We start from the raw sequence: 18,211 nt of genomic DNA on the forward strand, positions 1-18,211 counted from the left end.
CGATGGCGAGGACTCTACTCGGAAATTCTCATGTGACAAGTAGGTAACGATTGTGGATTACGTCACATCGTTGATGTGGCGTCGACCGGCTCCTGCCGCGCCCGATGTGGAACGGCATGGTGACGGCGTGTCCAACTGCGGGATTCTGCTCAGCCCATCACCCGGTTCAGGAACGCGGTGGCGTCCGGCGTCGCCGCATAGACCGTCCCGCTGTGGTCCCTGTCCGGATAGACGTGCAACTCGAGTGGCTGGCGGTTCAGGGTCATCTCCGCCGCGAGGGACAGCGCGGAGGGCGCGGGCACGTCCAGGTCGAGCAGGCCCTGGCCCAGGAAGACCGGGCGGTCGTACCCGGTGGCCGGGGTCCCCATGTACCGCTGGAGATGGCCGAAGACGTCCGGGATGTCCCTGACCGGCCGGGTGAGCGCCTGGGAGATCTGGAAATCGCCCACCGCCGCGCGCATGTCCTCGTAACAGAGCTGTTCGGCGGAGTCGACCATCTCACGGCCCCGCGGGGTGAGGAACTGGTCGAGCTCGAACTCGGGGTGCTGGTCACGCAGGCCGGCGAGGATGTAGAAGGCGTAGAGGTTGAGGCCGGTGGGCAGCGACACCGGGGGGAAGCCCGGCCCGCCCCACTGGAAGAGGTGCTCGAGGTTGGCCGGCGCGCCGGTGGCCACGACGCCCCGGAAGTCCAGCCCCGAGGGCGCCCCCAGCTCGGTGGCCCGGGTGGCGGTGACCAGCGCGGCCCCCGCTCCCTGCGACTGGCCCACCAGGGCCCACGTGGGGGAGAGGGGGAGCCCGTCGGCCCGCGCGGCACGGACGGAGTCGATGATCCCCCGGGCGGCGACGTGCCCGTTCAGATAGCTGAGCAGGCCCGGCGTCCCGAGCCCCACGTAGTCCGCGGCCACGACCGCGTACCCCTGCCGCAGCCAGTGCCCCAGGTACTCGGCGTCGCGATCCGAGCGCGGGTGGGTCGACGGGGCGCAGTCGTCGCCGAGCCCGGTGGTCCCGTGTGCCCAGGCCACCACCGGCCACCCACCCGGCGGGGGTGTGCCGTGGGGGAGGAACACCGCCGACGTGGCGATCGCGGGGCGTCCGTGCTGGTCGATCGTGCCGTAGGCCGAGCGCACCGCCCGCCCGGCCTCCGGCAGCGAGAGCGAGGGGTCCAGCGGTACGGTCGCCGCGGTGACGCCGGGCGCGGGGATCGGGCGATCCCACTGGCGGGTGTCCAGTCCGGACCACCGCGGTGCCGGTTGGGCTGAGGCGGTGGCCGGCGCGAGGACCGCGGAGGAGACGACGACGAGGGCCGCGACCGCCGCGGCCAGCGGACGGCGGGAGCGGGTGGCGAAAGGGCGCATGAGCGGAGGATAAACCGGGCCGGGTCGACGCCGCCCCGGATCGGGTCGGGTCACCAGACCGCCCAGGGGACCCGCTCGATGAACCTGCTCATAGCACCACTGACGGGCACCTCGCGGCACGTAGCCTGTGCCGGTGACTACCAAGACCATCGACATCCCGGACCTGACCGGCCAGACGTGGCTCATCACGGGGGCGACCAGCGGCGTCGGTCTGGAGACCGCACGATCCGCCTCGGACCGCGGCGCCCGGGTCGTCCTGGCGGTGCGGGACACCGGGCGAGGACACCAGGTCGCGGACTCGCTCCCGGGCCCGTCCCGGGTCGTCGAGTTGGACCTGGCCTCGCTCGGGAGCGTGCGACGCGCCGCCGACGAGCTGCGCGGCGGGGAGGCCGAGCCGATCGACGTGCTGGTCAACAACGCCGGTGCCATCACGCCGCGACGCCGCGAGACCGCCGACGGGGTCGAGATGCTGCTCGGCGTCAACGTTCTCGGCCCGTTCCTCTTCACGAACCTCGTCCTCCCGGGTGTCCGCCGCCGCGTGGTGATCGTCGGGTCCAACGCGCACAAGGCCGCGACCTTCGACCTCGACGACCCCCACTTCCGCCGACGTCGGTGGACCCCCGCGGCGGCCTACGCCCAGTCCAAACTCGGCGACATGCTGTGGGGGCTCGCGCTGGACCGGCGGTTGCGGGACGGACGGGCCGAGGCCGCGGTGGCGGGGGTCGACGTGCAGCTCACGCACCCCGGGTGGGCGGCGACCGGGATCACCAACGCCAGCGGGAACGCCGTGGTCGACACGATGATCACCCGCGTCTGCTCGGTGTTCGCCCAGCCTGCCTCGCAGGCGGCGCTCACCACGATGTTCGCCGCCACCCGGCCGCTACCGCCGTGCAGCTACACCGGGCCGGACGGGCTGCGGAACCTCAGGGGGATGCCCACGCTCATCGGAAGGACCGCCGAGGCCTCGGATCCGGAGATCGCCGAACGGCTATGGGGGTTCGCTGAGGCCGAGACGGCGGGAGCCTGACTCGCGGTCGCCGGCCGGTCGTCACCTGCGTCCCGCCCCCAGGTGTGGCGCGGAATCGTCGCGACCCGTCCCACCAACGCGTCGGCCTCGGCCGCGGAGAGCGCGATCAGGGTGGGCGGTGCGGGTACCCCCGTCACCGGGCGCCGACGAAGTCCTCGACGAGGCGTGCGACCAGGTCGAGTTGTTCCACCTGCGGAAAGTGACCGGAGTCCCGCACGGACTCCGCCCTGCTTCCGACCGGTAGGGCCGACGCCAGCCGGGTCCACTCCGCGAGCACACCAGTCGGCGCTGCCGTGCAGGTAGAGCATCGGGACGGTGGTCCACGGTGTCCACCCTCCGGACCTCCGGGCGCGGGTCCTGTCGTATCCGACCTCATCGGTCCGTCGTGCGCCGTAGCGGTCGAGTCCGAGTCCGACCAGCATGGTTTGATCGAGGTCTACCGGTCCGACCATGGTAGACGCCGAGAATGCCAGTACAGCGGCCCTCAGGAGCCGTCGTTGGTTGGCGTCGGCGCACTCGCGCAGATCACAGCCGCAGAAGGCTCAGAGTCCGTACCCACCTCCTAAGTGAGAGCGTCGTACTCGCCGTCGACCCACCTGGCGTACCGCTCGGCCGAGCGTTGGACGGCGGCGCCGGCGTCGCGGGGGACGCAGCCGCCGAAGTTCGCGTAGATCCGGTCGACGTCGTAGCGCGAGACGTGCTCGGCGATGCGCCGGACCACCGCGCCGGACAGGGGCATCCAGTTGGGGAACGAACGCATGAACGTGACCCAGCGCGGATCGGCGACGGTGCCGATGGTGTCGCCCGTGAACAGCACCCCCCGGCCGTCGCGCGCGGTCCAGTGGACCACCGCGCTGCCGGGGAAGTGGCCGCCGGGCTGTGAGGCCCGGACCCCCGGCAGGATCTCGATCTCCTCACCCGGGTGGCCGCCGCCCCACACCACGGTGTTGCGGGGCCGCAGACCGAGCCAGTGCTCGTCCGGTGCGGAGACGTAGACCGGGGCGTCGTCGAAGGCGGCCGACCACAGTGACTGGACCCCGTACATGTGCGGGTGGGAGGCGATGAGGGCGGAGATGCCACCCCATCCGCGCACCGCCGCGACGGCCTCCTCGCTGATGTGGTTCGGCGCCTCGACCATCACGTTCCCGTGGTCGGTGCGGATGAGCGCCGGCTTCTGCCCGATCCCGGGACAGTCCCGGTGGACCAGGTTGATCACGTCCGCCTCGCGCTCCATGAACTCGATGCGCGCGCCGCGCGCGGCCGACGCCTCGGGGTCGGTCCACCGCTGGCCGCCGGCGGGGACGAACTGGCGCTCATCGGCGCAGATCGGGCACACGTCGGGCACCGGCTCGGCCCGCTCGACCCCGCAGGTGGCGCACTGCGTCACCGATCCGGAGCCGGCGGGGGTCACGAGATGTCCCCCTCCGTGGCGACCTCGTGCCATTCGTCCCCGACCAACACCTGGAGGTCGCCGTTGACCGGATGGGCGTCGGGCTGCAGCGTCACGGCGTGCTCGAGGGCCTCCTGGGCGTTGTCGAACTCGCCCAGATCGAGGGTGCGGTCCGGCGTGCGGAGGCGGAATGTCGACATGCCCCCAGTGTCCCCGTCCGGCTGCGCGGGTGCACTCGTCGTGACCACCACCACGCCCCCGCCCCCGCCACCACGCCGCCGCCGGCCCTCGCCCACGCCGCCGCCACGCCCACGCCCACGCCACCGTGGCTGACCGGAACCCCTTCCCGGGCGCCGGCGACAGGAGCACAATGTGCAGCAGCATCGCCGCTCGAGGAGGACTCATGATGTCGTCGTCGTCCCCGGTCCCGCCCCGGGACCAGCCGCACGGTCCGCCCCCCGGCTACCCCGACCTCGGCCCGGAGCCCGTGGACGGCGTCCGCCTGTTCACGGTGCCCGCGGTGCCCACGGCGGTCGTCCGGGCGACGAACGTGCCCATGGCCACCATCAGCGAGTTCTTCGACTCGGCGTTCGGCACGGCGTTCCCGGCGTTGTTCGCCGCGGGGGTGACGCCGGCTGCCGCCGCGTTCGCGCTGTACACGAGGATCGCCCAGGAGCCGGAACCCATGGCGGATTTGGAGATCGGCTTCCCCCTGGACGAGCCGTTGCCCGATCGGGTGGGCGGGGCGTCGGTGGACCCTGGCGGGATGCGCGTGGTGGCATCCGAACTGCCGGCGGGAGAGGTCGCCGTGATGAGCTACCTCGGTTCCTACGACGGTCTGGGCGAGGCGTGGGCGGGGTTCATGGGCGAGATCGGCTCCCTGGGACGCGCCCCGGCGAATCCGTTCTGGGAGTCGTACGTCACCGAACCCACGCCGGATATCGACCCCGCGACCCTGCGCACCGATCTGTTCTGCCCGGTCCGGACGCCCGACGACGCGGCCTGATCGTCCCGGCCACCCGCCCGGCCCGCCCGCCCGACCCGCCAGCCACCCGGCCCGGCCCGGCCCGGCCCGCCACCCGGCCCGCGTCGAGAAGAGCGTTCCGCGCACCCCTTTCTCGGCCGATGTGTGCGGAACGCTCTTGGCGACGGGCCTGGCGGGGGCGGGGCGGGGGATCGGCGGAGCGCCTGCGCGGGGGCCGGGCTACTCCATGTCCTCCAGCGAGCGGCCGGTGGTCTCCGGGATGAACTTGGCCACGAACAGCAAGGACAGCAGCGCCGACACCGCGTAGAAGCCGTAGGTGAACGTCAAGCTGAACTCGGCCATCGGCGGGAACGCGGTGGAGACTGCGAAGTTCGCCAACCACTGGGCGGCCGCCGCCAGACCGAGCGCCGCCGTGCGGATGCGGTTGTTGAACATCTCGCCGAGCAGCACCCACACCGCCGGGCCCCAGGACATCCCGAAGAACACGACGAAACCGTTGGCGGCGATCAGCGCGACCAGCCCCTGGGTGTCGCCGAGTTGGGGAGCGAGTTCGCCGTCGGGCCCCGGACCCATCGTGGCGGTGCTGAACATCAGGGCCATCACCGCGAGCGAGACGGTCATGCCGACCGAGCCGGTCATGAGCAGCCTGCGACGCCCGATCTTGTCGATCAGTGCGATGGCCACGATCGTCACCACGATGTTGGTGACCGAGGTGATGACGGTCTGGGTGAGCGCATCCGCCTCGGTGAAGCCGACCGACTGCCAGAGGGACGTGGAGTAGTAGAAGATCACGTTGATGCCCACGGCCTGCTGGAAGACGGACAGCACGATGCCGATCCACACGATCGGCAGGAGGTTCCTGCCGCTCGGGGTGAGCATGTCCTGCCACGACCGCTTCCTGTCCTCGCGGACCGTCGCACGGATCTCCTTGATCCGGTTGTCGACGCCGCTGGACTGGATGGTGCGCAGGACGTCCCTCGCCTCGCCGACCAGCCCCTTGGCCAGCAGGTAGCGGGGGGATTCCGGGATCATGAGCGCCAGTACGCCGTAGGTGATCGCGGGGACCAGCTCGGTGAGGAACATCCAGCGCCAGGCCTGGATCCCCAGCCACAGCTCCTCGATCGCGCCTCCGGCCACGGCTGCCAGCCAGGCGTCGGAGAGCAGGGCCACGAAGATGCCGGAGACGATCGCGAGCTGCTGCAGTGACCCGAGGCGGCCGCGTATCGAGGGCGGGGCCACCTCGGCGATGTACGCCGGCGCGATGACCGAGGCCGCGCCGACGCCCAGGCCACCGACCACCCGCCACAGGATGAGGTCCCACGGGCCGAACGCGAGCCCGGAGCCGATCGCACTGACGGTGAACAGCGCCGAGGCCAGGACCATGACGCGGGTGCGCCCCCAGCGGTCGGCGAGGCGGCCCGCGAGATACGCGCCGGCGATACAGCCGAGCAGGGCCGAGGAGACGACGAACCCGGTGAGACCGGCGTTCATGCCGAAGGTCTCCTGGACGGCGTCCACCGCGCCGTTGATGACGGCGGTGTCGAAGCCGAAGAGGAACCCGCCGAGCGCGGCGACCAGGGAGATGATCACCACCCTGCCGGTGTGGAAGGACTCCTCGTCCGAGCTCCTGGCCGAGACGTTCCGTGTGGACATGGCGTACCCCGTTCCCGGGCCGGATGGACGTCCTGATGTCTGGTGAACGGAGCGTAGGCCCGCTACCAATGTGGCGCAAGTCACATATTCTTTATCGATTGCGGCGTACGAACGCTCTGATCGAGAACACGTTCTAGGCTCGAGGTGTCTCGTCGTCATACCGAAAGGGCCACCGCCGTGAGTGCCTCCCCCGAGCAGATCCGTGCCACCGCCGACTCCTACATCGCCGCGCTGGTCGCCGGCGACCTCGAGGCGGTCCTGGACCTCTACGCCGAGAACGCCACGGTCGAGGACCCCGTCGGCAACGGCACCGTCCACGAGGGCAAGGCGGCCATCCGCGAGTTCTACTCGTCCGTGGTGGCGCTGAAGATCGAGGGCGAGGTGCTCGAGGCGCGCGTGTGTGGCGACGACCTGCTGTTCAACTTCGAGATCACCACCCACTTCGACGCCGACTCCAAGGCCACCATCAACGTGTGGGACCTCATGACCCACGACGAGCAGGGCAAGATCCGGTCGATGCGCGCGTACTGGACGCCGGAGAACATGCGCTGAACCGGGGCCGCGCGACTGGACTACCCTTCAGGCCATGATCACCGCCATCGTCTTCGTCCACGCCGAGACGGCGCGCATCCCCGAGGTCGCCGAGGCGATCGCCGAGATCGACGGGGTCTCCGAGGTGTACTCGGTGACGGGCACCATCGACCTCATCGTGCTCGTGCGGGCCCGCCGCAACGAGGAGGTGGCCGACATCGTCTCCGACCGCCTGAACAAGGTCCCGGGCGTGGTCGACACCGAGACGCACATCGCGTTCCGCGCGCTGTCCAAGCACGACCTCGAGGCGGCGTTCTCCCTGGGGTACGACGAGTAGACGCCGATCCGCAGCGGCCCCGCGCCCCGCGCCGCGGCCAGCGCGCCCTCCGCCCGATGCCACCGCGCCCGGTATCCGGTTCCGCAGCGGCGGCCCCCCGTGGGTGTTCCGGGGAGGTGCCCCCGCGGCCGTCGAGGCGGATGTGCATACTGTCACCACGACTTGCTGATCTCCGGATACGCAGGGGAAGACCGGTGAGAATCCGGCGCTGACCCGCAACGGTGTGCCGTCACCTCGGTGACGACGAGCCCGATTACCTGCCCGGAGGTACGCGACTCTGTCCATCGCCGCGGTCTGCGATCCGGAGTCCTGCACGGTCGGTGGCCGGTGTCGACGGTCGCCCGCCTGCGGGTCTCGTGTGTTCGTGGGCACACGACACGATCCGAGGTCTGATCATGTTCCGTCGCCAGTCCAGGTCCACCACGGCGCTCGCCGCGCTGCTCGTCACGGGCGTCGTCGTCGCGGGCTGCTCCCGCGGCGAGGCTCAGGAGAGCGCCACCTCGAATGAGGCGTTCGCCGAGCCGGTGACCATCACCAACTGCGAGCGTGAGTCCACGTTCGACGCCCCGCCCGAGCGCATCATCACGATGAACGCCCACGTCACGGAGACCCTCATCCAGATGGGTGCGGGGGATCGGATCGTCGGCCGGGGCTATGCCGATCGCGAGGACGTCCTGCCGGAGGTCGCCGAGGAACTCGAGGCGATTCCCGGGTTGGCCGAGGAGTATCCCAGCTGGGAGCAGATCGTCGATCTGGAACCCGACCTCGTGGTGGCCGGCATGCGCAGCGCGTTCGACGAGAAGGAGGGCCGGAGCCGGGACGCGCTCGACGCGGCGGGCATCGACACCTTCCTGTTCTCCGAGTACTGCGGCGACGGGTTCCCGGACGTCTCCATGCTCGAGACCGACTTCTCCCAGCTGGGCCGGGTCCTCGGCGTCGAGGAGGGTGCGCAGCAGCTCACCGACCGCATCGTCGACCGGATCGAGTCGGTCCGCGCCACCCTGGACGAGGCCGGGGTGACGGGGACCCCGACGTTCTTCTACGACAGCGGTGAGGCGGAGCCCCTGACGATCGGCGGCGTCGGCATCGGCCAGCTGATCGGCGAGTACGCGGGAGCCGACAACATCTTCATCGAGGGCGACCGGCCCTACCTCAAGACCACGTGGGAGATCCTCGGCGAACGCCGACCGGAGGCGATCGTCGTGCTCGACTACGGGGCCACCAGCGCCGAGGACAAGATCGAGTACCTGCGCAACCAGCCCATCATGGCCACCACGCCGGCGATCCGCGACGACCGCATCGTGGTGGTCCCCCTGGCCGACTTCTTCGAGAGTTCGCGGATGGCGACCTCGGTGGAGACGATCGCCCGCGAGCTCCACCCCGACGCCTTCGGTGGCTGATATGGCGACGGTCGTCCACGACCGTGGCGGTGGCGCGGGCGATGCGGCGACACCGGCTCCGAGCCGCCCCTCGGCGTCGTCCCGCCTCCCGTCACCGTTCCGCGCCACGAGCCCGTTCCGCGCCACGAGCCCGGGCCGCGAGACCGGCCCGCGCCGCGGCAGGCGGCCACTCGGACTGGTCCTCGCTCCGCTGCTGGGGCTTCTCGCCCTGGCCGTGGCGGTGGGGGTCTCTCTGGGGTCGGTGTCCATCCCCCTCGGAGACGTCTGGGCGATCGTCGCCCACCGCGTGGCCCCGGGGTCCTTCACCCCGTGGTGGTCCGAGGCCCGCGAGGCGATCGTGATCGAGTCCCGGCTGCCGAGGTCGCTCATGGCGGCGGCGGTGGGCGCGTCCCTCGCGGTGGCGGGAGGCGTCGCCCAGGCGGTCACGCGCAACCCACTGGCCGACCCGTACCTGCTGGGGGTGTCGTCCGGGGCCGGCTTCGGCGTCGTCGTCCTGACCGTCCTGGGCGTGGGTGCCGGGATGTGGGGCGTCTTCACGCTCCCGATGGCCGCCTTCCTCGGCGCCCTGCTGCCACTGGCCGGGGTGGTCCTGGTGGCCCGTCGCGCGCACGACACCACGGCGATCGTGCTGGTGGGGGCGGCCCTGACGATGATGTTCGGCGCGCTCAACACGTTCACGCTGTTGGTGTTGGGCGACGACCACCAACTGGGCACCGTCATGCGCTGGCTGGCCGGCGGGTTCGGTGACGCCGGGTGGACCATGCTCCTGGCCCCGGTCTCGATCCTCGCTGTCGCGGGCGTCCTGGTGATGCTGTCCAGCCGCCACCTGGACCTCCTCCTGACCGGCGACGACGGCGCCACGGCCATGGGCATGAACGTCCCGCGGTTCCGGCTGCTCATGTTGCTGCTGGTCTCGATGCTCACCGCGGGGGCGGTGGCGGTCTCCGGGACCATCGGGTTCATCGGACTGCTCATCCCGCACCTCGCCGGGTACGTCACCGGGCGCACGTCGGCCCGGTTACTGCCGACGGCCGCGGTGCTCGGGGCGGTGGCCCTGGTGCTGGCCGACATCGCGGCCCGGTCCGTCAGCGACGGTGCCGAGCTCCCGGTGGGCGTCGTCACGGGGATCGTGGGGGGTCCGGTGTTCCTGATCATGCTGTGGCGGCGCTACGGAAGGTCGGCGACGTGACCACACTGACCGCGGCCGACGTCTCCACCGACCTCGGGGGTCGCCGGATCCTCGAGGGGGTGGACCTGACCATCGCACCCGGCCGGGTCACCGCGCTGGTGGGCCCCAACGGCAGTGGCAAGACGACCCTGCTGCGCACCTGCTACCGGGCCCTGCCCACGACCGCCGGACTGGTGCGCCTCGACGGCGACGACATCACCTCGCTCCGCCGGCGGGCCCTGGCGCGGACGGTGGGCGTGAGCACTCAGGAGCCGGTCTCGTTGGGTGGCATCACGGTCCGGGAGTCGGTGCGACTGGGCCGGACGGTGACACGCGGGCTGTTCGAGCCGTTCGGGACCGACGACGCCGACGTGGTGGACACCGTGCTCGACCGTGTGGGGTTGGCCGGGTTGGCGGCCCGCGACGTCCTGGCCCTGTCGGGGGGCGAACGCCAGCGGGTGTCGATCGCCCGGGCGTTGGCGCAGCAGCCGGAGGTGCTCCTGCTGGACGAGCCCACCAACCACCTCGACCTGCACCAGCAGCTCTCGGTCCTGGCGCTGCTGCGGGAGCTGGCGGCCGGCGGGTTGGCGGTCCTGCTGACGCTCCACGACCTCCGGATGGCCACCGAGTACTGCGACGCGATGGTGGTCCTCGACGAGGGCCGGGTGGTGGCGACCGGTGCGCCCGAGGAGGTGCTCGATCCCGCCCTCCTGGCCGAGGTGTTCAGGGTCCGCGGGCAGGTGCGGCCGCGGCCGGGCGGCGGCCGCACGCTGGACGTCTGGGGACTCGCCGATGAGTGACCCCGCGCCCGGCGCCCCGCCCGGCCTCGCTGCCGCCTACGCGGACATCGCCGCACCGCTCGGCGAGTTCGCCCGGACCATCTCCCACGGCCCCGAGGTCCTCCCCGGGGCGGTGCTGACCGACCCCCGCTGGCTCGCGGCGCGCGTGTCGGACACCGGGCGACGGTGGGCGCACGACGATCCGAGGGTCAACGCCACCCTCTGGTGGTACTCGGCCAGCTCGTCCCTCGTCGCCGCGCCACTGACGATGCTCCTCACCTCCGGTGTCGCTCCCGACCCCCGGCCGGACCGACTGACGGTGTCCCTCCAGGCGAACGGATATCTCCGGGCCGCCCGCTCGGACCGCGTGCTGACGTCCGTGACCGCGTTCGCGCAGGCGCTGTGCGAGGCGCACGAGGCGGTGATCGCCTCACTCGCGCAGGTCTCCGGGGCGGCGCCCCGCGCGCTGTGGGCGATCGGCTCGGACTCGATCGCCGGCAGGGCGCTCGATGCCGGCCGCGCCGCCGGCGACCCCGCCCGTGGCTGCGAACTGGCCCGCGATGTCGTCCGCCCGCCGCTGCTGCCGGTCCGCTACGTCGACGTCGAGGGACCGGGCGACACCCGTCGGTTCGTTCTTCGAGGGTCCTGCTGCCTGATCTACGTCGCGACCGCGGGCGACAAGTGCGCCGGCTGCCCGCGTCGCACCCCGGCGGACCGGTATGCAGAGCTCCTGCGGCGCACGTCGTCCTGACGTGTCGGGCCGGGGCCGGCCACCTGCCCCAGAGTTGCCGCCCCGGGGCGACCGCCTGCCCTAGAGTTGCAGCCGCGCCAGCCGTCGTGCGCGTCGCCGTGCCCGCTGGAGTTCGGCGAGAAGTGCCTTGCCGGTCCACTGGCGGCGATCGGGTCCGGCCCGTTCGGCCTCGTGCACCAGCTCGACGATGTGCGCACACGCCGGCGTCTCGACACCGAGGTACCGACCCATCCGCACCACCTCCCCCTGGAGGATGTCGATCTCGGTCGGTCGGCCCCGGACCAGGTCGTCGTTCATCGACGACGTCCCGTCGGCGTCGACCCGCATGACCGCCCTGGCGAGCCTGCGGAACACCGGGGTGGGCAGCCGCATGACGGCCGGCAGCATGCCGGCGGGTACCGCGATGGGTACCCGGGACACCACTCCGGCGGCGGTGAAGACCCGGTTGGCCTCGGCCTGACAGAGCGCGACGCATCTGCGCAGGTCCCGGTCGAGGAGTTCGGTCCTCAGCGGGAGGCCGGACAACGCCTGGACCGCGTTGTTCATGTTCAGCAGGACCTTGCCGTGCAGTACCGCTTGGATGTCGTCGGTCGCGCGCACCCGGAGATCGGCCTCCTCCATCACGCGCAGGAGCGGGGCGGCGAGGGGATGCTCGGCGATCCGGATCTCCCCGGTGCTGGTCCGACGGTAGGTCGCGGGGCCGGTCCGCGCGACGTTGAAGGGGATGATCCCGGCGATCACCGGTGTGGCGTCCACGCCCTCGCGGATCAGATCGGCCGAGTGCAGACCGTTCTGTAGGCCCACCACCAGGGATCCCGGACGCAGGTACGGGACGAACTCGGCGGTGGCGGAGGCGGTGGAGCCGGCCTTGGTGCACACGAGCACCACGTCCGAGCGTCGGACGGCCACCGGCGTCTCGGCCAGGGTGAGCGCCTCGGCGGGCACGTGGAGGCGGTCCTCCACGCCCTCACCGGACTCCACGGTGAGTCCGACCGCGCGGATCGGGTCGAGGACATGAGGGCGCCCGACCAGGGTCACGTCGGCGTGGCGGGCGAGCCTGCCGCCCAGATAACACCCGACCACGCCCGCACCGATGACGGTGATGCGCAGCGGGGTGTCGGTGCCGACCATGGTGCTGGACGTTACGACATGCGCAGCGGTCCGGCGGTGGGATCGCGCGCGTGCCCACCGGGTCGAGGGGATCTCAGTGGCGCCGGGGTCGCAGAACCACCTCGGTCGGGTGGGCGTCGGGCCCCGAGTCGAGGGCGTGGCGCACCGCGGTGGCCACGGAGTCCGGGCTGAGGTGGGCCGACGGGTCATACTTCCCGCCCTCGGCGGCGACGATCGCCCGCTGCATGTCGGTGTCCACGCGTCCCGGATGGATCGAGGTGACGCGCAGGGCCGGTTCCTCGCCGCGGAGGGTGTCGGTGACGGCGCGCAGCGCGAACTTGGAGGCACTGTAGGAGCCCCAGCCCGGCTTGGCGGTGGTCCCGGCACCGGAGTTGATGACGACGACGTGGCCGCGGGCCGCGCGGAGCGCCGGGAGCAACACCCGGGTGAGCTCGACCACCGCGAGGACGTTGATCTCGAACGCGCGACGCCACTCGGCGGCGTCCGACTCGTCGATCCGCCCGAGGTCGGCCACCCCGGCGCAGTGGACCACCCCGTCGAGGGAGGTGATCCCGTCGGCGACCGATGACACCCCGTCGACCGTCGTCAGATCCGCGGTCACCACCCGGGCGGATCTGCAGGAGCGGGCCACCGACGCCAGTGCGTCGGCGTCGCGGCCCACCAGGATCAGGTCGTGATCCGACTCGAGCGCCCTGGCCGTGGCCGCGCCGATCCCGCGCGAGGCGCCGGTGATCATGACTGTGCCCATGTCCGGTGAGGGTAGACGCCGCGGAGGCTCAGCGGGCGGTCGCGGTCCCGTCGAAGGCGTCCAGGAGTGCGTTGAGGGCGGGGACCGCCGCCGACAGCGTCTCCCGGTGCTCCGGGGACAGGCGGGACAGGTGATCGGCGAAGTCCTGGTCGCGCGCCTCGAGCACCTGGTCGATCCGTGCCCGCCCGAGGTCGGTGAGCTCCACGCAGACGCCGCGGCCGTCCGAGTGGTCCCGCACGCGCTCCACGTAGCCCATGCTCTCCACCACGGTCACGGAATTGCTGGTCGTCGGGACCCGGACGTTCTCCAACCGGGCCAGGTCGCTCATCCGCAGCCGCCCGTGGCAGGCGAGCGTGTAGAGGATCGAGGTCTGTGCGCGGCTGAGGGCGTACTGGGTGTTCTGCCGCCGGACCAGAAGGTCCAGCCTGAGGAGGATGGGCCGGAATTCCGTCGCCAGTCCGATCGTCACAGTGTCCACGCCGTGCCCCCTGACCCGTTCGTCCCCTCGGTCGCATGGGAGATGTAAGCACGTTCCGGGGCGGTTATGGGGCGTCATCCCGGGCCGTGAGGGATACTCTCGGCATGGATTTGTATCACCAGATCACCGGTTCCGGTCCCACGATCATCCTCATGCACGGTGTCTGCCACCGTGCGCACGCGTGGGACTCGGTCGTCCCGCTCCTGGCGGACCGGTTCCGGCTGGTGGTGGTGGACCTGCCCGGACACGGGGAGTCGGCGGATCTCCCCGACGCGGGTGACGTGCTCGAGTACATGATGGACCAATTGACCGAGCTCATCGCGGAGGTCGTGCCGGACGGGGAGCGCCCCCACGTCGTCGGGAACTCGCTCGGCGGCTTCCTCGCACTGGAGCTGGGGGCCCGTGGCCTGGCGAGCAGTGTCACCGCGCTCTCGCCCGCCGGGTTCTTCCGGTCCGACGCCGAGTGGCGCTACACGATGACCGTGTTCCACAGTCTGCGCCGGGCGGCCGGGAAGCTGGGCCGTCACATCCCCGTGGTGACCGAGAGGGCGGCGGGCCGTGCGGTGATGATGGCCGCGTTCTGCGCTCGGCCGTGGCGGTACCCCGCCGAGGCGGCGGCGATCGACGGCGAGGCGATCATCAGCAACACCGTGCTGGACCGGGCGGACCGCAGGACGTTCCTGTTCTCCGCGCCGGTGGACGAGGAGCTGCCGATCACCATCCGGTGGGGCCGGTTCGACCTGGTGCTGCCGGTCCGGCAGGTCTCGCTCGCGTCGAGGTTGTTCCCGCAGGCCCGGATCGAGATCTCGGCAGGCGGGCACGTTCCGATGTCGGACGATCCGGAGGGCGTCGCCGCCTCGATCGCCGCGACCGTCGAGCGCGGGTTGGCGTATGCGGGGGCGACGAGCCGGGTCTGACGGCCCGGGTTCGGCGGCCCGGGTCAGGCGGGCCGGGTCAGGCGGGCCGGGTACGACGACCCTGACCCCGCCCCCCGCCCCCGCACACGGACGATCAGGAACCCGACGAGCCCGCCGGGAGTGACCCCGCGGACAGTGACCCCGCGGAGAGCGACCCGGTCCCGCCGGTGAACCCGTCCCTCCACGCCACGACCGTCGACGGACGTGGCTGCGACGTCCCGCCGTCGGGCCAGTGGGAGGCGGGGTTCTCGATCGAGGCCCCGTCCTTCTCCCCGGGGTGCTGGACGTTGACGATCGCGCGGTCGGCAAAGACGAGCGGACCGCAGGTCTCCGCGCCGATCGGCACGGTGAGGAACAGCTTGGTCTCGCCCCGGTTCGGCCCCTCTGTGGCCACCGAGTAGAGCCCGTCGTTGAATCCGAGCGCGTTGCCGTCGGTGGACACCCACAGCCCACCGGAGGGGTCGAAGGCCACGTTGTCCGGGCACGAGATCGGGCTGACCTTGGACTTGTCGAAGCCGCCGAAGTAGGTGTCGGCGGCGGCGGGGTCGCCGCACACGAGGAGCAGGTTCCAGCCGAAGGTCGTCCCGGCGTGGTCGTCGGTGATCTCGACGACCTGCCCGTGCTTGTTGTCGTGCCGGGGGTTGGCCTCGTCGACCTGGCCGACGGTGCGGCGGGTGTTGTTGGTCAGCGCCATGTACACCTTGCCGGTCGTGGGGCTGGGTTCGACGTCCTCCGGCCGGTCCATCCTGGTGGCCCCGACGGCGTCGCCCGCCATGCGTGTGTACACGGCGACCTGCTCCGCGGTCATGCCGGTGACGTGGGAGACGGCGTTGCCGGCCGCGTCGACGGTCATGAGCGGGATCCAGCCGCCCGTGCCGTCGAAGGCGCCGTCCGAGGGGAGCGTGCCCGACCCGTCGATCTCCGACTCCGGGGAGTTGCCGGTGAAGGTGGCCACGTAGAGCGTCCCCTCGTCGAGGATCCTCATGTTCTGGGTCCGCGCCGCCGCGGTCCGTCCCGGCACCATCTTCCGGCTGGAGACGAACTTGTAGAGGTAGTCGAACCGCTCGTCGTCGCCCGAATAGATGACGACGGTCCCGTCGGCGGTCACGTGAACGGTCCCGCCCTCGTGCTTGAACCGCCCGAGCGCCGAGTGCTTGACCGGCGTGGAGTCCGGGTTCCAGGGATCGACCTCGACGATGTAGCCGAAACGGTTGACCTCGTTCGGCTCGGCGGCCAGGTCGAAGCGGCTGTCGAAGCGCTCCCACTTGCGGCCCGACTCACCGACCGCCACGCCGTAGCGACGCAGGGCCTCCACACGCGCCGGGTCGGTCACGGAGCCGGTGGTGCCGAAGTACTGGTTGAAGTTCTCCTCGCCGGACAGGACTGTTCCCCAGGGGGTGTGGCCGCCGGCGCAGTTGTTGAGTGTTCCCAGCACGCGGGTCCCGGTGGGGTCGGCGGTGGTCCGGGTGAGGGGGCCGACGGCCGGGCCCCGCAGCTCGAACGGCGTCGTCGCGGTGATGCGGCGGTTGTAGGACCCCATCACGGGATCGAGCCCGCCGTCGGACGGCCTGCTGGCGAGCTCCACCACCGTCATGCCGTGTGCGGCCCAGGCGATCTCCACCTGCTCGCGGGTCGGGGCGGCGGAGTCGTACCCGCGGAACATCATCGGCTCGGTGGTGTACTCGTGGTTGACGGTGAGCAGGAACCGGTCGTCGCGGTCGTCCATGGGGAACAGGACGGCCAGGTCGCAGTTGAAGCCGTACTGCACCGCCTGCGCGGCGGCCGTCTGGTTCTCGAAGTCGAAGCCGGGCGCCCCGGGGACCACCGGGTCGCCCCAGCGGATCACCACGTCGCTGGAGTGCCCGACGGGCACGGTGACGGCGTCCGCGGTGTTGGGCTCCACGGGGAGGAAACCGGTGTCGAGGGTGCCCCCACCCGTCGACCCGGGTGCCCCGGCCGAGCCCGTGCCGAGGGAACCCTGCGCGGCGACGGAGGCGGGCAGGACCTGGGAGGCCCCCACCGCGAGCGCGACCACGCCCGCCGCCTTGAGCGCCCCCCGGCGGCTGATCTCGGTGGCGACGTCCCCGAAATACGGGTTGTCGCTCGTGTTGGGGACCGGCGCCGCGCACTGGTCACCGCACTTGTACACACAGGTCAGGTGCTGGCGGTTGGAGATTCCGGGGGTGGCGATCGGAAGCAGACTGCGGACTGACAACGGTTCTCCCTGAGGACGTGTGCGCCCCACACGGGCGCACGAGGACGCTGTGACCCTAGGGAGCGCGGGCGACGGCGCGGGCGTGCTGAGGACACGTGCGGATGAACTGTGGGCGCAGTGCCGGTGAACACCGGTCCCGTGACGCTACAGTCGTCGTGACAACCCTCAATCTCGGATCGTCCGGCACGTTCCTGCCGGTGAAGGGAAGGATCTCTCCATGGCTACGGTGACCTTCGAGAACGTGTCCATCATTTACCCGGGCGCCGCACGGCGCAGTGTGGACCGACTCGATCTGGAGATCGCCGACGGCGAGTTCCTGGTCCTGGTGGGACCGTCGGGCTGCGGGAAGTCCACCACTCTCCGCGCGCTCGCCGGGCTCGAGGACGTCTCGGCCGGACGCATCCTCATCGGCGACAGGGACGTCACCGGGACGGAGCCCAAGGACCGGGACATCGCGATGGTCTTCCAGAACTACGCGCTCTACCCGCACTACACCGTGCGCGAGAACATGGGTTTCGCGCTCAAGCTGGCCAAGGCCTCCAAGAAGGAGATCGCGGAGCGGGTGGACCGCGCCGCGGAGATGCTCGACCTCACGGACTACCTCGACCGCAAGCCCAAGGAACTCTCCGGTGGTCAGCGCCAGCGGGTCGCCATGGGTCGGGCGATCGTGCGCAACCCGCAGGTGTTCCTCATGGACGAGCCGCTGTCGAACCTCGACGCCAAGCTCCGGGTGGCCACCCGCGCCCAGATCGCCAAATTGCAGCGTGACCTGCGCACCACCATGATCTACGTGACCCACGACCAGGTCGAGGCCATGACGATGGGGGATCGGGTGGCGGTGCTCAAGGACGGCATCCTGCAGCAGGTCGACACCCCGCGCGAGCTGTACCACAACCCGGTCAACGCCTTCGTCGCCGGCTTCATCGGATCGCCGTCGATGAACCTCTTCGACGCGCCCGTCTCGGACAGCAGAGTGGACCTGGAGGGTTTCGCGGAAGAGGTCCCGCCGGGGTCCGGACCGAGGGTCACCGTGGGCGTGCGGCCGGAGCACCTGCGGATCGCCGGGGACGGTCACGGGTTGGAGGTGACCGTGGACCTGGTCGAGGAGCTGGGGGCGGACAGCTACCTGCACTGCTCCACCGCGGACGGGCACCCGGTGGTCTACCGGGCCGAATCGGGTGACCACCCGGGTAAGGGCGAGACCATGTTCCTGGCCGCGCTCGACGGCGAGGTCCGCTTCTTCGACGTGGAGACCGGCCTGCGACTGCGGTGACCGGGTGCGCCGAGGCGCGCCACAGGGCTCGATGAGGGCGGCAGTGGCGGACTGCAACATCTGTTGTTGCTAG

The 18,211-nt window shown here is 71.3% G+C and carries 18 protein-coding genes and 1 riboswitch; of the genes, 10 read left to right on the forward strand and 8 right to left on the reverse strand.

Annotated features, from left to right (window positions below; translation table 11 throughout):
* Positions 1 to 149: 149 nt before the first annotated feature.
* The gene (locus ABD250_RS17335) at positions 150 to 1,355 is read right to left on the reverse strand and encodes a lipase family protein (RefSeq protein WP_344393487.1); all 1,206 of its coding nucleotides are present in this window, start codon (positions 1,353 to 1,355) and stop codon (positions 150 to 152) included.
* Positions 1,356 to 1,488: 133 nt separating this feature from the next.
* Between ABD250_RS17335 and ABD250_RS17340 the strand changes: the two genes are divergently transcribed.
* A complete protein-coding gene (locus ABD250_RS17340) occupies positions 1,489 to 2,382 on the forward strand; it encodes an SDR family NAD(P)-dependent oxidoreductase (RefSeq protein WP_182659604.1) in 894 nt (297 codons plus the stop codon).
* A 562-nt stretch (positions 2,383 to 2,944) separates the two neighbouring features.
* Here ABD250_RS17340 and ABD250_RS17345 read toward each other — a convergent pair.
* Positions 2,945 to 3,793: an MBL fold metallo-hydrolase gene (locus tag ABD250_RS17345; RefSeq protein ID WP_344393489.1), complete on the reverse strand. Its 849-nt coding sequence runs from the start codon at positions 3,791 to 3,793 to the stop codon at positions 2,945 to 2,947.
* Entirely contained in the window at positions 3,790 to 3,972 is a 183-nt protein-coding gene (locus ABD250_RS17350; protein ID WP_179523960.1) for a tetratricopeptide repeat protein, read from the reverse strand. The genes ABD250_RS17345 and ABD250_RS17350 overlap by 4 nt, the downstream gene beginning before the upstream one ends.
* Before the next feature lie 170 nt (positions 3,973 to 4,142).
* On the opposite strand from ABD250_RS17350, the gene ABD250_RS17355 reads away from it, so the two are divergent.
* The gene (locus tag ABD250_RS17355) at positions 4,143 to 4,778 is read left to right on the forward strand and encodes a GyrI-like domain-containing protein (protein WP_344393492.1); all 636 of its coding nucleotides are present in this window, start codon (positions 4,143 to 4,145) and stop codon (positions 4,776 to 4,778) included.
* A 198-nt stretch (positions 4,779 to 4,976) separates the two neighbouring features.
* Here the strand turns inward: ABD250_RS17355 and ABD250_RS17360 are convergent, their stop codons facing one another.
* The gene (locus ABD250_RS17360; RefSeq protein WP_179523959.1) at positions 4,977 to 6,410 is read right to left on the reverse strand and encodes a sugar porter family MFS transporter; all 1,434 of its coding nucleotides are present in this window, start codon (positions 6,408 to 6,410) and stop codon (positions 4,977 to 4,979) included.
* A gap of 177 nt (positions 6,411 to 6,587) precedes the next feature.
* Between ABD250_RS17360 and ABD250_RS17365 the strand changes: the two genes are divergently transcribed.
* The 6 genes from ABD250_RS17365 to ABD250_RS17390 all read left to right on the forward strand — a co-directional run bounded on the left by ABD250_RS17365 (position 6,588) and on the right by ABD250_RS17390 (position 11,376).
* Complete coding sequence (locus tag ABD250_RS17365) at positions 6,588 to 6,962, forward strand: SgcJ/EcaC family oxidoreductase (protein ID WP_179523958.1); 375 nt, start codon at positions 6,588 to 6,590, stop codon at positions 6,960 to 6,962.
* Between the two features lie 34 nt (positions 6,963 to 6,996).
* Positions 6,997 to 7,278 (forward strand): Lrp/AsnC family transcriptional regulator, encoded by a 282-nt coding sequence (locus tag ABD250_RS17370; protein ID WP_179523957.1) that lies wholly within the window; start codon positions 6,997 to 6,999, stop codon positions 7,276 to 7,278.
* Between the two features lie 157 nt (positions 7,279 to 7,435).
* Positions 7,436 to 7,557: riboswitch (cobalamin riboswitch) on the forward strand.
* Positions 7,558 to 7,673: 116 nt separating this feature from the next.
* Positions 7,674 to 8,678, forward strand: a complete 1,005-nt coding sequence (locus ABD250_RS17375; RefSeq protein ID WP_182617959.1) for an ABC transporter substrate-binding protein — start codon at positions 7,674 to 7,676, stop codon at positions 8,676 to 8,678.
* A gap of 1 nt (position 8,679) precedes the next feature.
* Positions 8,680 to 9,867, forward strand: coding sequence for a FecCD family ABC transporter permease (locus ABD250_RS17380; RefSeq protein WP_344393495.1), 1,188 nt, complete (start codon positions 8,680 to 8,682; stop codon positions 9,865 to 9,867).
* Positions 9,864 to 10,646, forward strand: coding sequence for an ABC transporter ATP-binding protein (locus ABD250_RS17385; RefSeq protein WP_179523955.1), 783 nt, complete (start codon positions 9,864 to 9,866; stop codon positions 10,644 to 10,646). The genes ABD250_RS17380 and ABD250_RS17385 overlap by 4 nt, the downstream gene beginning before the upstream one ends.
* Positions 10,639 to 11,376 (forward strand): hypothetical protein, encoded by a 738-nt coding sequence (locus ABD250_RS17390; protein ID WP_344393497.1) that lies wholly within the window; start codon positions 10,639 to 10,641, stop codon positions 11,374 to 11,376. The genes ABD250_RS17385 and ABD250_RS17390 overlap by 8 nt, the downstream gene beginning before the upstream one ends.
* A gap of 60 nt (positions 11,377 to 11,436) precedes the next feature.
* Here ABD250_RS17390 and ABD250_RS17395 read toward each other — a convergent pair whose 3' ends face one another.
* The 3 genes from ABD250_RS17395 to ABD250_RS17405 all read right to left on the reverse strand — a co-directional run bounded on the left by ABD250_RS17395 (position 11,437) and on the right by ABD250_RS17405 (position 13,724).
* Complete coding sequence (locus tag ABD250_RS17395) at positions 11,437 to 12,507, reverse strand: 2-dehydropantoate 2-reductase (protein WP_182657740.1); 1,071 nt, start codon at positions 12,505 to 12,507, stop codon at positions 11,437 to 11,439.
* 73 nt (positions 12,508 to 12,580) lie between these two features.
* The gene (locus ABD250_RS17400) at positions 12,581 to 13,255 is read right to left on the reverse strand and encodes an SDR family oxidoreductase (RefSeq protein ID WP_182610834.1); all 675 of its coding nucleotides are present in this window, start codon (positions 13,253 to 13,255) and stop codon (positions 12,581 to 12,583) included.
* 28 nt (positions 13,256 to 13,283) lie between these two features.
* Positions 13,284 to 13,724 (reverse strand): MarR family transcriptional regulator, encoded by a 441-nt coding sequence (locus ABD250_RS17405; protein WP_344393501.1) that lies wholly within the window; start codon positions 13,722 to 13,724, stop codon positions 13,284 to 13,286.
* A 113-nt stretch (positions 13,725 to 13,837) separates the two neighbouring features.
* On the opposite strand from ABD250_RS17405, the gene ABD250_RS17410 reads away from it, so the two are divergent.
* Entirely contained in the window at positions 13,838 to 14,650 is an 813-nt protein-coding gene (locus ABD250_RS17410; RefSeq protein ID WP_182617234.1) for an alpha/beta fold hydrolase, read from the forward strand.
* A gap of 94 nt (positions 14,651 to 14,744) precedes the next feature.
* Here the strand turns inward: ABD250_RS17410 and ABD250_RS17415 are convergent, their stop codons facing one another.
* Positions 14,745 to 16,865, reverse strand: coding sequence for a PhoX family protein (locus ABD250_RS17415; protein WP_182657738.1), 2,121 nt, complete (start codon positions 16,863 to 16,865; stop codon positions 14,745 to 14,747).
* Positions 16,866 to 17,082: 217 nt separating this feature from the next.
* On the opposite strand from ABD250_RS17415, the gene ABD250_RS17420 reads away from it, so the two are divergent.
* Complete coding sequence (locus ABD250_RS17420) at positions 17,083 to 18,138, forward strand: ABC transporter ATP-binding protein (RefSeq protein WP_182657736.1); 1,056 nt, start codon at positions 17,083 to 17,085, stop codon at positions 18,136 to 18,138.
* Positions 18,139 to 18,211: the final 73 nt, after the last annotated feature.

Origin of the sequence: Dietzia cercidiphylli, from assembly GCF_039531545.1 — a bacterium.
GTDB classification, from domain to species: domain Bacteria; phylum Actinomycetota; class Actinomycetes; order Mycobacteriales; family Mycobacteriaceae; genus Dietzia; species Dietzia natronolimnaea.